This window comes from Paenibacillus humicus NBRC 102415, assembly GCF_004000905.1.
Lineage (GTDB): Bacteria > Bacillota > Bacilli > Paenibacillales > Paenibacillaceae > Paenibacillus_O > Paenibacillus_O humicus.
The window spans coordinates 31,839-46,568 of sequence record NZ_BIMD01000032.1; the positions used below are offsets into that span (position 1 = coordinate 31,839).

The 14,730-nt window shown below is 59.3% G+C and carries 11 protein-coding genes; 6 read left to right on the top strand and 5 right to left on the bottom strand.

Annotation, left to right across the window (positions count from 1 at the left end; translation table 11 throughout):
* Nucleotides 1-57 precede the first annotated feature (57 nt).
* From PHU01S_RS17675 to PHU01S_RS17690, 4 genes are all read left to right on the top strand, one after another.
* A complete protein-coding gene (locus PHU01S_RS17675) occupies nucleotides 58-4,464 on the top strand; it encodes a M20/M25/M40 family metallo-hydrolase (protein ID WP_246029269.1) in 4,407 nt (1,468 codons plus the stop codon).
* A 303-nt stretch (nucleotides 4,465-4,767) separates the two neighbouring features.
* Nucleotides 4,768-5,598: an ABC transporter substrate-binding protein gene (locus PHU01S_RS17680; protein ID WP_127508941.1), complete on the top strand. Its 831-nt coding sequence runs from the start codon at nucleotides 4,768-4,770 to the stop codon at nucleotides 5,596-5,598.
* A 21-nt stretch (nucleotides 5,599-5,619) separates the two neighbouring features.
* On the top strand, nucleotides 5,620-6,273 hold the full coding sequence (locus PHU01S_RS17685) for an amino acid ABC transporter permease (RefSeq protein WP_021879402.1): 654 nt from the start codon (nucleotides 5,620-5,622) through the stop codon (nucleotides 6,271-6,273).
* On the top strand, nucleotides 6,270-6,992 hold the full coding sequence (locus PHU01S_RS17690) for an amino acid ABC transporter ATP-binding protein (protein ID WP_021879403.1): 723 nt from the start codon (nucleotides 6,270-6,272) through the stop codon (nucleotides 6,990-6,992). Before PHU01S_RS17685 ends, PHU01S_RS17690 begins: the two co-directional genes overlap by 4 nt.
* Before the next feature lie 137 nt (nucleotides 6,993-7,129).
* Here the strand turns inward: PHU01S_RS17690 and PHU01S_RS17695 are convergent, their stop codons facing one another.
* Complete coding sequence (locus tag PHU01S_RS17695) at nucleotides 7,130-7,627, bottom strand: DinB family protein (protein ID WP_127508945.1); 498 nt, start codon at nucleotides 7,625-7,627, stop codon at nucleotides 7,130-7,132.
* 262 nt (nucleotides 7,628-7,889) lie between these two features.
* Here PHU01S_RS17695 and PHU01S_RS17700 point away from each other — a divergent pair, with 262 nt between their 5' ends.
* A complete protein-coding gene (locus PHU01S_RS17700) occupies nucleotides 7,890-9,848 on the top strand; it encodes a stalk domain-containing protein (protein ID WP_127508948.1) in 1,959 nt (652 codons plus the stop codon).
* 235 nt (nucleotides 9,849-10,083) lie between these two features.
* Here PHU01S_RS17700 and PHU01S_RS17705 read toward each other — a convergent pair whose 3' ends face one another.
* The 4 genes from PHU01S_RS17705 to PHU01S_RS17720 form a co-directional block, all read right to left on the bottom strand.
* Entirely contained in the window at nucleotides 10,084-10,464 is a 381-nt protein-coding gene (locus PHU01S_RS17705; protein WP_021879406.1) for a helix-turn-helix domain-containing protein, read from the bottom strand.
* Between the two features lie 281 nt (nucleotides 10,465-10,745).
* Nucleotides 10,746-11,576, bottom strand: a complete 831-nt coding sequence (locus PHU01S_RS17710) for a lipase family protein (protein WP_232313272.1) — start codon at nucleotides 11,574-11,576, stop codon at nucleotides 10,746-10,748.
* A 154-nt stretch (nucleotides 11,577-11,730) separates the two neighbouring features.
* Entirely contained in the window at nucleotides 11,731-13,374 is a 1,644-nt protein-coding gene (locus PHU01S_RS17715) for an NAD(P)H-hydrate dehydratase (RefSeq protein ID WP_127508951.1), read from the bottom strand.
* 191 nt (nucleotides 13,375-13,565) lie between these two features.
* On the bottom strand, nucleotides 13,566-13,730 hold the full coding sequence (locus tag PHU01S_RS17720; protein ID WP_048746322.1) for a DUF1328 domain-containing protein: 165 nt from the start codon (nucleotides 13,728-13,730) through the stop codon (nucleotides 13,566-13,568).
* A 403-nt stretch (nucleotides 13,731-14,133) separates the two neighbouring features.
* Between PHU01S_RS17720 and PHU01S_RS17725 the strand changes: the two genes are divergently transcribed.
* Nucleotides 14,134-14,730, top strand: coding sequence for a DUF948 domain-containing protein (locus PHU01S_RS17725; protein ID WP_127508954.1), 597 nt, complete (start codon nucleotides 14,134-14,136; stop codon nucleotides 14,728-14,730).

The following is a 14,730-nucleotide window of genomic DNA, read 5'->3' on the forward strand; positions in this document are numbered from 1 at the left end:
ACCATACGTTATACAGTGTTTTGTATATTGTATACATACCTAAGGGGGAATGTAATTTTGTCCAGCCGCTTGAAGCTGAACAGAAAGCTGTTGTCTGCCGTTATTGCCGGTTCGATGCTTGCATCGCTGCTGACTCCTGCGGCATCCGCCGCGCTGCCGGAGACTTATGAGGCGGCGACCGTCCAAACGACGGCCGCAGAAACGAGTGCTCCGCTTGACGGATCTCTTGTGCAGGGAGCGCCGGGGTACGAGGCGTACCGGTACATGCTCAATCTCACGGAAACGATCGGCACGAGGCCGGCCGGTTCCGCCAAAGAAAACGAGGCGCGGGATTATATCCGGGACGAGTTCGCCGCCATGGGATACAGCCCGACCGTCACCGAGTTCGTGTACAACGCCAAGAACGGCGGCAAAAGCTATAATGTCGTCGCCGAGAAGCATGGCGAATCGCCCCGCACGATCATCGTCGGCGCTCATTACGATTCCGTGAAGGCGCCTAGCCGCGGCGCGGACGACAATGCGTCTGGCGTCGCCGTCATGCTTGAATCTGCTAAAGCGGTATCGCAGCAGACCGTTCCTTATACGATCAAGTTCATCGCATTCGGTTCCGAGGAAGCCGGTATGCAGGGCTCCACAGCCTATGTGGCCGCCATGTCCGAGGCCGACAAGGCCAATACCGTCGCCATGATCAACCTGGACAGCCTCGCTGCCGGGGACAATATGTACGTCTACGGATCTGCCGGTAAGGGCGGCTTTGTTCGCGATCAAGCGCTGGCCATCGCCGGCAAGCTCGGCCTGAACCTGCAGACGCAGGGCGGGGACAATCCCGACTATCCGGCGGGTACGACCGGCGACTGGAGCGACCATGCTCCGTTCAAGAGCGCCGGAATTCCTTACGCTTATCTGGAAGCGACCAACTGGACGCTGGGCAAAAAGGACGGCTCTACCCAGACCACGGAAGGAGCCATCTGGCATACCGCCAAGGATACGCTGGCGTATCTGAGCGCCAACTATCCCGGCCGGATCGAGGAGCGTCTGAGCACGTTCTCGTCCGTGCTGACGAACCTGCTGCTGGAAATCAACGAGCCGTCCAAGAAGCTGACCTTGAGCAGCGACAAGGCCTCGATCACCGAGAAGCGCACGATTACGGTCGATATGGATCTTCCGTCAGGTATGACGGCTTCGGATGCCGTTGATCTGAAATGGACTTACGGCGGCAAGCCTCTCGCCGACTGGAAGAAATACAACGCGCAGAAAGGCGATTACTCCGGAGCTCCCTTCATCTATCTGGAAGGCATGCCTGTTGTAAGCGGACGCCATCTTACCGCCAGGATCACGTTCGATCTGCCTTATGACCGCGTCAACGTGTCCGGCACCCCCTACCGCCAGCTGTATCCGAAGCTGCTCGGCACGAACGAGCTGATGGTTTCCGGCGCGGAAGGGGCGGTCGCTTCGGCGCCGATCAAGCTGAACGTCTATGACACCTACCGCACTTATGACGAAATCAAGCCTGAGATCGACCGCATTACGGCGGGCGCGAAGAGCGGCCGCTACATCGAGACCCGCGTGCTCGGCAAGTCCGTCCAGGGCCGCGACATCAACTTTACGATTCTGGCCAAGGACAAGGCGTCCGTCGACCAGTATGTGAACGAGACGCTGCCAGCCATGATCAACGATCCGGCCGGATTGCAGGAGAAGATCCGCAGCGGCAAGCTGACGGACTACAAGGTGCCGGTCTGGATCAACAACATCCATCCGGACGAAGCTCCGGGCGTGGATGCGATCCTGAACTTCTTTGAGGAAATGACCAAGAAGGACACGATCCAGTACGACACGACCGACAGCTCCGGCGCCGCGCGCCAGGTAAGCTTCGACGTGGCGGATGCGCTGGACGATGTCATCTTCCTGCTCAACTACACGCAGAATCCGGACGGCCGCTACCTCAATACGCGGGCCAATGCCAACGGCTTCGACCTGAACCGCGACAACTCGTACCAGACCCAGCCGGAGACGCAGATCGTCGCCAGCGAGATCGCCAAGTGGTCGCCGCTGTCCTTCCTGGACTTCCATGGGTTCGTCGGCCAGTTCCTGATCGAGCCGTGCACGCCTCCCCATGATCCGAACATCGACTACGACCTGCTGATCGACAGCATGGTGGAGCAAGCCGATGCCATGGGCCGCGCAGCTGTCGCCAACACGAAGTACGATGTGTACCACATCCCATATCTGGAAGCCGAAAAAGCGGCCGCAGACCCGAGCTACAAGCCGATCGCCAACGCGACGGGCTGGGACGATGCTTCTCCCGCCTACACCGCCGTATTCGCCATGCACCAAGGCGCTCTCGGCCATACGATCGAGATTCCGGAACTGAATGAGGATTCCACGACGGCGCTGCTGTATACCGCGCTCGCCTCGACGGATTACGTCATGGCGAACAAGCAGAAGCTGTTCCTGAACCAGCTGGAGGTGTACAAGCGCGGCATCGAGAACGTGGACAGCCCGGCTGTCGACAAGTATCTGGTCAATGCCAAGCATGAGTCCATCGGCCGCCCGCGCGCCGAGGGCAAAAGCTTCTTCCCGGAATACTATGTCCTTCCAGTGGACGAGTCCAACCAGAAAAACGCGCTCGAAGCGGTCAACATGGTGAACTACCTGATCCGCAACAGCGTCAAGGTCGAGAAGACGACCGATTACGTCACCATTGAAGGAAGAACTTATCCTAAAGGCACTTATCTTGTTCCTATGCATCAAGCCAAGCGCAGCTTCGCCAATCTCGTGCTGTATGACGGAATCGATGTGTCCGACTTCAGCGAAATGTACGCCGACATCGTGCAGAGCTTCTCTTATATGAGAGGTTTCGACCGCTACGCAGTTTACGCCGAGAACGCATTCGCAGGCAGAACGGAAGCGGTCGCGGCAGCAGCCAAGCCCGATACGGCGATCAACGGCTCTTATTCCCACTATGTCATCCGCAGCAGCAGCAACGATGCGATCCGGGCGGTCAACGAGCTCACCGCTGCCGGCAAAGCGGTTACGCTGCTGACGGCAGATGGACCGGATTACGAGAAGGGCGACTACCTCGTCTCGTATGCGAACCTGAAGCTCGTCAAGGACAAGTATTCCCTGGTCACCATTCCTTGGTATTCCGCGGGCTCCGTCCCAAGCGGCAAGCTGCTGAAGTCCGCAGCCGTGTCCGCAACCGGCGTTCCGGCTTTCGTACTGAGGGATCTCGGCTTCAAGATTGCGGCCGACCAGGCCGGGGCGGATGTGCTGGTCAATACGACCGGCAGCAAAGCTTCTATCGAAGCCGGCAAGCCGTTCATCGCATATGGAAGATCGGCTATGAGCACGCTGAAGGGAACGGGACTGCTTCCGGGGTTCGATTTCGCGACGACGGGCAGCACCCATGAAGGCTTGATCAAAGCGGTCCTGAATCAGGACAGCGTCATTACCGCTCCTTATCAGGGAAATGATTATCTGTACACGCAATCCGGTTCTTATATCAAATCCGTTCCGGAAGGCGCTGAAATTCTGGCCTCGGCAAGCTCTGCAGAAGATTTCTTCATTGCCGGCTGGTGGCCTGGGCATGAAGTCGTCAAAGGCAAGGTCATGGGCTTCAAGCTGGCCGACAAGGCCTTGAACGTGACCGTCTTCGCCGGCGAGCTGACCAACAAGGCGCATCCTCAGGCTCAATTCCGTCTGCTCGCCAACGCCATCTACGCGGCGGCGCCTGCAGCGGCAGCCGCTTCCATGGACGATGGAAACGGCGAAATGCCGACTTCATCGTCTACGCCTTGGACACCGGCACCGACTGTAACGCCTGCGCCGGTACCTAGCGCGACACCAAGCGCGACGCCGGCTCCATCGCCTTCGGTTCAGCCTTCGGCTTCTCCGACGCCGGCGCCGGCCCACAGCTTCCGCGATCTCGACTCCGTCAGCTCCTGGGCCGGGGATGCAATCGCAGAGCTGTACGCCAAGGGCATCATCAAAGGTCTGGACGAAAACCGCTTCGGTCCTAAGAAGGAAGTAACCCGCGCCGAGTTCCTGACCATGCTCGTGCGGGCGCTCAACCTGCCGAGCGGATCGGCGAGCCTGTCGTTCGGCGACGTCAACCGGAATGCCTGGTATTATGACGCTGTCGCTGCCGCTGTGCAGGCTGGCATCGTCAAAGGTACGGGAGACGGAAAGTTCGAGCCCGGCCGGGCGATTACGCGGGAAGAGATGGCGATCATGGCCGCGAATGCATTGAAGCTGGCCGGCGGCATCGCAGCGGCTGATGCCTCTGCAGCGCTTGCAGCCTACAAAGACAGCGGCAAGATCGCTTCCTATGCCAAGCCTTCCGTAGCGCTGCTCAGTGAAAAAGGAATCCTTACAGGCACTGGCAACGGCGGATTCGAGCCGAAAGGCAAGGCCAACCGCGCTCAGGCAGCCGTCATCATCAGCCGGCTGCTCCACGTGTCCTAACGGATTGAAGTGAATGAAGGAAAGAACTGTTCCGAACAGTTCTTTCCTTGTTCATTTCTGCTTTGAAACCATAAATAGCAAGAGAGCATGAATAAATATCTTTATTCCTAAATAACTACATCATAAAAAGTCGGAAATGGCATCATTTTGAAACTTATGCTTTAGACGTTGTGATTGCTTATTATCGGTGTTATACTGGCATTCGTAATTATTTATTCGTTTTTTCGCATATTTACTTTTGCATAGCCATCGGACGGGTTAAGCCAGCTCCACATCGATTAAATAGAGGCAGGAGAGATGATCATGAAGAAGGTTTGGACAGTAGCGATCGCGGCCATGCTGGTGCTGACCGCATGCGGCCAGAAGGGCAACGTCGAAAGCAATGCGGGCGGTGCCGCGAACACGGGCGCAGCCGAGAATACGAATGCGGGCACGGAGCAAAAAACGCTGGTGCTCGGCACGAGCGCGGATTATGCGCCGTACGAATTCCACAAAACGGTTGACGGCAAAGACACGATCGTCGGCTTCGACATCGAGATCGCCAAGGAAATCGCCAAGGATCTCAACGCGAAGCTGGAAATCAAGGACATGGACTTTGACGGCCTGCTGCTGTCGCTCAATACGGGCAAAGTCGATTTCGTCATCTCGGGCATGACGCCTACCGAGGAGCGCGCCAAAGCCGTCGACTTCTCGAAAATCTACTATATGGCCGATCAAGGCGTGCTCGCCAAAAAAGGAAACGAAGGAAACTTCAACACGCTGGACGATCTGAAAGGCAAAAAAATCGGCGTCCAAAAAGGTTCAATCCAAGAAGGGATCGCCAAAGAAATCGAAGGCGCCAAGCTGACTTCGATCGCCAAGATCCCGGAACTGATCCTGGAGCTGAATTCGGGCCGCGTGGACGCTCTGATCCTGGAGAAGCCGGTTGCCGACCAGTACGTCAAAGCCCAGGATACAGTCGCCCTTACGAATGTGAAGATCGAGCAATCGGCAGATGAAGCGGGCTCCGCCATCGCCATCAAGAAAGGCAACCAGGAGCTCGTCGATTCCATCAACAAAACGATCGACCGTCTGAAGGAAAGCGGAGAGATCGACCGCTTCGTCGTCGAAGCCAATGAACTGGTCGGAAAATAAGGAACGGATGGTGCGAATAAAATGAATCTCGATTTTTCCGCACTCAACGGATACTGGTCTTACTTTGTGGACGGAGCCTGGCTTACGCTCCGTCTTTCCGTTTTGGGAGTGCTGTTCGGCACTTTCTTCGGCGTATTGCTTGCCCTTGTCCGCCTTTCCCGGATCTGGGTGCTCAAATTCCTGGCGGTAACGTACATCGAGATCATCCGCGGCACCCCTATGCTCGTGCAGATTCTGATCATCTACTACGCGCTGCCTACGGTCGGCATCAACCTGCCGGCATTCGTCGCGGGCGTCGTCGCCTTGACGATCAACAGCGCCGCTTATATGGCGGAAGTATTCAGGGCGGGCATCCAGGCCATCGACAAAGGCCAGACCGAAGCGGCCCGCTCCCTCGGGATGTCCCGCGGCATGACGATGCGGCTCATCGTGCTGCCGCAGGCTTTCCGCAACATGCTGCCGGCCATCGGTAACGAGCTTATCGTCATCATCAAGGATTCCTCGCTCATTTCGGTCGTCGGCCTCGCCGAGCTGCTGTACAACGCCCGGACGATCCAGGGCGTCACGTTCCGCTCGTTCGAGCCGCTTTTGGTCGCAGGCGGCATCTACTTCATCATGACCTTCACGCTGTCCCGCCTGCTTATCTTGCTTGAGAGGAGGATGGGCCAACGATGATCGAAATTCAAGAGCTCCGCAAGTCGTTCGGCAAAAACGAGGTGCTGAAGGGCATCAGCTCGACCATCAGCAAGGGCGAGGTCGTAGCGGTCATCGGCCCGAGCGGCTCCGGCAAGAGCACGTTCCTGCGCTGCCTGAACCGGCTCGAGGAGCCGACCGGCGGCACGATCCGCTTCGAGGGCCGCGACGTGACGGGCGCCCAGAAGGATCTGAACTCCATCCGCCAGAAGATGGGCATGGTGTTCCAGCACTTCAACCTGTTTCCGCATATGTCGGTTCTGGACAACCTGACCGTGTCTCCGCGCAAGGTGAAGGGGCTCGGCAAGGAAGAGGCCGAAAAGATCGCGCTTGAGCTGCTGCGCACGGTCGGCCTCGAGGACAAGCGCGATGCCCGTCCCGACAGCCTGTCCGGCGGCCAGAAGCAGCGCATCGCGATCGCCCGCGCGCTCGCCATGCAGCCGGATGTCATGCTCTTCGACGAGCCGACCTCCGCGCTGGATCCCGAGATGGTCGGCGAAGTGCTCGACGTCATGAAGAAGCTGGCCCAGCAGGGCATGACGATGATCATCGTCACCCATGAGATGGGCTTTGCCCGGGAAGTCGCCGACCGCCTGATCTTCATGGACGGCGGTTATATCGTAGAGGAAGGCAATCCCCGTGAGGTGTTTGCCGCTCCGCAGCATGAGCGCACGCGCGAATTCCTTTCCAAAGTTCTATAAGCGGGGACTGAGCATCAACCGAACCATGAAAGCCCTGGGGCTTTCATGGTTTTTTTGCCTTCCTGTCCATCGATCCTGTTCCGAATCCGCTTCTGCCTGAAGATCATCGGAACGGCGAGGCGTTAAGGCAGCCCGAATCAGCTCGAGGATTTAAGGTCTTTGATTTGCTCGATATGCCGCTGCTCATGCAGATACAGCAGCTCAACCCATTGATCCAAGGGCAGATCGCCGAACCGGGGATGATTCACAGCTATTTCCTTCAACATGGACTTAGGTTCGATACTATCCAGAAAGCCGATGAAATTTGATCGGGAATCGTTCAATTGCTGGACGATCTGAGCAACCTGAAAGGGGCCGGCATCGGGTTCCGAGACTTTGGGGGCTGGAAATTTCTCGGACCGGTCCGAGACGCTCTGAATCGGTTTTCGGGCGGGCTGCAAACGGTCGCCATGTTCAACTCCGAAGGAAAGGGCTTTGAGGAACAGCTTTTCCGTCTTCAACAAGTGGTGGCATACCTGAGCGATGCTCCACTTGCCGCTCCCGGCCATCCCATTGAATTCATCGTCGGTCAGAGCTGAGATCTCCTGCAGCAGCTTCATTCTTGTTGCGTGCAAATAGGGTTTCAAATCCTCCATGCTCTATCGCCTCCATATACGGTTGGTCCTTTCAGCCCATTGTACATCAAGGTATTAGGACTTGGTACTAATATTCAAGAGTACTTGTCCACGGGATGAATCGACCTTTCTTTCGCCGTCCACAACGACAGCATTTTTTAGCTTGCGCTCATTGATAAATATCCCAGATTTCGCAACATTTCCATCGGAACTGCGTTTTACTCTAAGTGCGATAAGCGACTCGGCCTTTTTTTACCGATTAGAATCAAAGGAGACCCGATCCATGAAACCGATGAAATGGCTGCTCATGCTTTCCTTGTTATTGCTTCCTGTGTACGGCGGCAACGCGAATGCCAGCCCTCTGGACGGAGCCCAGACGCTCGTTCTGACCAAAAACAGCACCAAAATGATGATCAACGGCGCTCCTTACAACGCGGTGCAGCCGCTTACGATCAGCAAGGACTACTCCTACGCCGCCTTCAGCTCGCTTGCCAAGCTGTACGGCTATCAGGTCTCGTACGATGCCAAGACGAAGGAATCCATCGCGATCAGCGCCAAGGGCGAGATCCGGTTCAAGATGAACACGAAGGATATCCTTGTCAACGGCACGAAATGGACGGGAGAAGCGCCCGCCTACTCCTTGAAAGGATCGCTCATGATTCCGATCCGCACCTGGGCGCTCATATCCGAGAGCAAGATCGCCTTCTCCGGCAAGACGGTCACGCTGACCTGGCAGCAGTCGACGCCCAGCGCAGCGTTCCAGGTGACGCCGCAGCCGCTGTACGCTGGCGATCCTGTCCAATATGTGGACCAATATGCTTCGCCGGCCGGGCTGCCGATGCAGAATGAAGAATGGACCGGCCGCCAGGATGTATTCGCCGCGGCGGGAACGTATACGGTGACAAGGCGTGTTCAGGATTCCGCCGGCACCTGGAGCGATCCGTACTCGGTGACTGTGCAGGTCCTTCCGGTGAACATGCCGCCGGTGGCGGATTTCTCGACAGACAAGACAGTCTACCGTCAAGGCGAGCAGGTTCAGTTCACGGATCTCAGCACGGACGACAACAACGCGATCGATCCGGCCAAGACGAAGTGGACCGGGCGCCAGCTGGGCTATTTCGAGCCGGGAGAAAAAACAATCACGCTGAGCGTGACGGATACGCAAGGCCTCACCTCGACGGTGAGCAAGACGATCACCATTTCGAATGAAGTGCTCTACACGGAGACGGAGTTCGGCATGCTGTTCACTCCTGTCGGAGAGAAGTACAAAGTGGACGGAGGAGCGGTGCTGAGTATTCCGACTTTGTCTTATGATTTCCAGTCGGAGCCGTCCCGGATGATCCGGAGCAACAGCCCGGAGCTGTGGAAGCAGGAGGGCATCGCGTACGATGACCAGTTCTCCGGCAATATCCGCTTCCTCTTCCATAACAAGAACACGCTCAGCTACAATGTCCGCATGTACCTCGTCGTTACGAACGAAGGCAATATGCCGGCGAACTTCAGCGTGGGAGCGGTCGGCACCGGCGGACCGGATCCGTCCGAGATCCGTACCGGCAAGCTGTCCACTGTGCGTTACCTGAGTGCTCTGCAGGCCAATGGCGCAGCGGTGACGACGCAGGTGAAGCCGGGACAGTCGCTGAAAGTGCTGCCGCAAATCTCCGAGTCGGCGATCAAGCCGGGAATGGTGTACTCGGCCTACGCGGATGTCGCCGCCGACCAGACGCTCCGCTTCCGCGTCGTCGTTGTCGCGGACGGCAAGGATCCGCTGCAGAACCTGGATTCCATGGAGCTGATGCCGGCCGACGGAATCCATACGCGCGGCTCTTTCAACAATACGACCCGCGACATCCAGATCGACGGCGTCCTCGGCACGAAGGACGAGCGCGTCGTGCTCGGCGACAACGTGCTGGATCCCTACCTGGACGGCTACGACAACACGACCGGAACGCTGCAGTACAATGTCGGCAATTTCGGCGTCCTTTACAAAATGAAAGTGACCTTGGCGCCGCGCACGATCGTCTCCCTCAATCCAAGGGGAGGATTGTATGCGGGAGGTTTCCTCGTCAACGGGCAGCTGGTGCCGGTTACGAACAATGACCAGCTGAAGGACCAGAACGAAGCCGCCGTCATCTACCGTTCCGGAAACACGCAGGAAACGGTGGAGCTTGTCTACATGATCGCCTCGGGCAGCAACCTGCCGATAACGATGATGTTCCAGCCGATGCCGGCTGTGAAAGGCTGATCGATCCGGTTCAGGCCTGATCCAAGGTTTGATTCAAAGCCGCAAAAAACCGTCCGGTTTTCCGGACGGTTTTTGCTTTTCCCAAACGATGGCATGTACGGAGGTAAGCGGATGTCATCGCGCTCCGACGCGGCTGGATCCATCCAAGGAGCCTGGCCATTCTCATATGGCCAGGCAGGGCGGTCGCTGGCGTTATTGCCGTCCCGGCCGGATCTTGACCCCTTATCCTGAAGCCTTACCGCAGAGGCCTGCGTTCCGCGTTTGTTTCCTTCCTGGCGACGGCCATGCGGTAAGCCTCCAGGCTAGCTTGCAGAAAGGCTCCTTCATCGGCAGTCAGCCCCCGGAGCTCGACGTTGAGACAATCGGGGAGGGAGCCGGCGGCCGCTTGCAGTCCGAGCAGATCGTCAGAGGACACCTCGAACAGCCGGCAGAGGCGGGCAAGCATCCGAAGATCCGGTTCGTTCACGTTGTTCTCGTATTGGGAGACGGTCGACTTGGCGATTCCGAGAACGTCGGCCAGCTGCTGCTGCGTCCATCCTCGAACAAGCCGCAGCTCCCGGAGCCGGCCTCCGATAGCCGGCTCCGGAGCGGAGACGGGGTGGTCAGGCTTGGACATGGCGCCATCATTCCTCCGATCGAAAAAAGGCGGCCGGGAGACGGCCGCTCGTTTTTCTATTGTACCGGAGAACGGGCACGCTTGCGACTGCATGCTTGGATGAAACGACTGGCTTCGATGAGGCAGCATTCACATCTCGGCAGGCAGCTTGCAGACAGCTCGCAGACAGCTCGCAGGCAACTCGCAGGCAGAGAGCAGGCGGCTCCCTGACTGGGCGCTGCGGCAGCTGAGCTCCCATGATGTTCCGACGGCTGCGGGGCGGATCGGGCTTGCCTGCGGCGCTACTTCCCGCCTTCGCCCGGAAGGCTCGGAGAAGGACACCAGCCGATCGGATCCATGCACATGGCGTCGACGAATTCGGGCTCCTCCAGCGCGAGCGCGCGGAAGTAGCTGCTCAGCACATGGTTTCCCGATATGCCGCCGCCTTTGAAATCAAGCTCGCTCGAATGGCGGACATGCGAGTAATAGTAGATCGTCTTGGTTCGCGGATCCTGATAGACGAGCGGAGGCAGGTGGACGACGATATCGTCCTTGTTGGCGATGCGGAAGCTTTGGGGAACCGCCTTGTTGTATGCGGCGACGAATACCGGATTGCCGACACGGGGCGCTGCGAACGTATACACGACGGGAGCGGAGAAATCGCTGTTCTCCGCCAGATCGACCGCCGCCAGGGTGGCCAGCGCGCCGCCGAGGCTGTGTCCGGTCACGAACAGCGGATTGCCGGCCGGAGCTTGGCGCAGCAGCTCCATGACTTGCGGCCTGGCGCTGCGGTACAGCTCCGTGAATCCGCGGTGAGTAGCTCCGCCTTCGGGGATGAGATCGAAGTCCACCTGATCGGCCATGAAATCGGTGATCCATTCCAAGGTGGAGCTGGTGCCGCGGAAGGCGAGAATGGAAGCGCGGGCCGACTTCGCGACAAATCCGAACGGCTGGGAATACCCGTTCAAGCCTCCGGCTTGAAAGGTGCCGACAAGCTCATATTCCTCCGGAAGCCGGATCGTTCCCATGCCTTGGAGCTGCATATAAGTCTGCCCGCACATCGCCGCGAGAAAGAGAGCGGTGCGGGGATCCATCTCCGGGGAGGCGCTGCTCAGTTTGACCTCTCTGCTCACGCTTCCAACTCCTTTGCCGCTGTATGCTTGTGTATGCATTATATGCAGACGGCCAAGGATATGCGCCTATGGACGAGGGCTGGGAGCGGAGAATAAGCGCAGACGGGGATGTGCCGGAATGAAACCTGGAAAGCACCCCCGCGCTTCTGCCGGCCTACAGATGCTCGATCAAATCTCCGGCAATCAGGGAGGCCGGGGAGCGGCGGGCGGCTGCGGCGCGGTCTCCCGCCGCTCCATGGCGCCAGACGCCGAGAGCGGCTGCGGCTGCCGGGCTCTTTCCTTGGGCGAGCAGACTGCCGATGATGCCTGCGAGCACGTCCCCGGTGCCGCCGGTCGCCATGCCCGCATTGCCGGTCGGATTCACGAAGCAGGTGCCGTCCGGAGCCGCGATGACGGTGCGGACTCCCTTCAGAACAAGCGTGACCCCGTGACCGGAGGCGTAGCGCCGGGCTGCTTCGATGCGGTTCCGCTGCACTTCCGGCGTGGACCATCCGGTCAGTCTGGACATCTCGCCGGGATGCGGGGTGAGGACGACGCCGCCCTGGCGGCGGGGCCAGGAAGCGAAGTGCTTTTCTGCGGCGAGATGGTTCAGCGCATCGGCATCCAGCACGAGCGGCAGCGATTCCGGCAGAGCTTCCCACAGCCGTCGCAGCCAGCCGGGAGGAAGCTTGCCGAGGCCGGGGCCGATGACGAGCGAGTCCATCTCCGCAGCCGCGGAGGCGAGCTCGACGGGATCGACTTCCTGCCAGCCGCCGCTGCCTCCATCCTTAAGCGCAGCCAGCATGAGCTCCGGGCGCAGGCCGATGACGGCTTCCGCCATGCGGTCCGGCAGCGCCCAGGTGACGAGACCGGCTCCTGAGCGCAGCGCGGCTGTCGCGCAGAGCAAGCCGGCTCCGCTCATGAGGCGGCTTCCCGCAGCCGTCAGCACATGGCCGTACGTCCCTTTGTTGCTGTCGGCCTGACGTCGGTCATCCGGCTCCTCCCCCAGCGCATTCCGCAGCACGCGTTCAGACAGCATATGGACGGCTGGCAAGCCCAGGGCCGCAGCATCGAGAGAGGCGCCGATCGGAGCGACGAGGACGTCGCCGGCCATTCCGGCGCCTGGATATTGGGCCAGGCCGATCTTGGCGAGGCCGAAGGCGACGGTAGCCGAAGCCTGGATGCAGGGATCCGATACGGCGCCTGTATCCGGTTCGACGCCGCTCGGCAGATCGGCCGAGACGATCGGCAAGCCGCTGCCGTTCGCTTCGCGGATCAGCGAGGCGACGGGCTCGCGGAGCGGGCCGGAGACCGTACCGGTTCCGAGCAGAGCATCGACGATGCCTCCGAAGCCGTTCCAGTCGATTGCGCCCGGCTCGTAGACTTGTTCATCCGGCTGGAGCGCAGCCGGAAGCTTGTGCAGCAGCCGGCGCTGGCGGACGGCTTCCTCGTCCAGCTGCTCCGGAGGAGCGGAATAGACGATGCGCGCCGGCACGCCGAGCAGCGCGAGATGCCTGGCGGCCGCGAGGCCGTCCCCGCCGTTGCGGCCCTTGCCCGTCAGAATGGCCCAATGCCGTACCTCGCCGCTGTTGCTGATCGTATGGACGCCGGACCGGCAGCTGCGGACAGCGCCTGTGCCCGGACTTCCCGGCAAGCGCCGGGCATACGGGCCTTCAAGCTCATGGCCGAGGGCAAATCGGTATACCGCCTCGGCCAATGCGCGGCCGGCGTTCTCCATCAGAGTCGCCGCCGTCAGGAGACCGCCTTCCATCGCTTTCTCTTCCAGGCGGCGCATTTGCTGTGCGGTTGCGAGATTCATAGTCATCTCCTCCTTCTCGAGGCTGCTGCTTCCCTACCTCTCTTACCCTGGTTCGGATTCCTTCAATAAAATCCTTGTTCCGGAACGCAAAAAAAGCTTCCGCTTCCCGAAGGAAGCGAAAGCTTTCCGGCGTAGGCCCGTCCGGGACCGGACGGGCTTCGGCCTGCTGCTTATCCGTTCGCGCTGCCCTGTTAAGGGGTTGTTCTCCGGCCCGTAATGAGCGAGATGACGAACAGGATCAGGAAGATGAAGAAGAGGACCTTGGCAATGCCTGCCGCTGCGCCGACGATGCCGCCGAAACCGAAGATTGCCGCCACGATGGCGATGATAAGGAAAATAACTGCCCATCTCAACATGGGATTCACCGTACCCTTCATAAGTTAGTTTACGGATTCGACAGCCGGGCAGGACTGGATGCCTGCCCTTCTGTCAAACCCGCCGGACGACTGTGCCGTCCGCTGTTGTAGCAGTATTAACCGAGCCCGCAGGGGCCGAAACAACAGAGGGCATGCCTAAATTTTCCTACATCTATGACAAGATATTGCGAGAGACAAGGGCATGACGAGATAGGGCGGGAGAAAGGGGCGGGAGGCGCGACATTGCCCAGGACGCAGGGATGGATATCTCCTTCTGCATAGGCGGAATGCCGGCAGCCGCGGACAGGAGGAGGAAGAAAACGGCTTGATTGGATCGGCGGCCTGACGGGTAAAGACGTAAAAATCAAGCGGGCAGTCGCATGACCGCCAAGGAGGAAATGAAATGAGCATGATCTTGGAGATCAGCGTACTGATTATCGCCCTTTCGATCGCCGTTCTCGTCGGATTTTTGGTTCAGACGCTGCGCAAAGCCCAGCATTCGCTGGAAGCGGCAAGCGGAGCGATCCGCGAGGTTCAAGGGGCCGTCAAGGAATGGAAGGGCGATGTGGATGCCCTCGTCGTGAGCGTCAAGGATTTGACAAATCAGGTCAACCACCAGATCGATGCCGTCGATCCGTTGATGGCTTCGGTTCGCGAAGTCGGCAAGACGGTGCACGAAGTGGCGTCGGCCGCGCGGGAGTTCTCCTCCGGCTGGACCAACAAGCTGCGCCGCAAGGCGCATGAGTCGGCCGTTCATGCTCAGCTGGAAGAAGGCGCGGCAAGCGCGGCGGCTGCATCCGAGAAATCTCTTAGCGGCGCGGCTGCCGCTTATGCCGGAACGGCGGTCCCGCTGCGGTCCGGTACGCCGGCGACGGGAGAACGCCCGTCCAAGGTTCCCGTTCTTGCGGAGGAAGCTTCTTCCTCTCCGGCATGGGTAGGCTGGCTGGATGTAGGCATTCAGGCGGCGCGCCTGCTTCGTGCAGGCAAGAGCAAGGCGTAA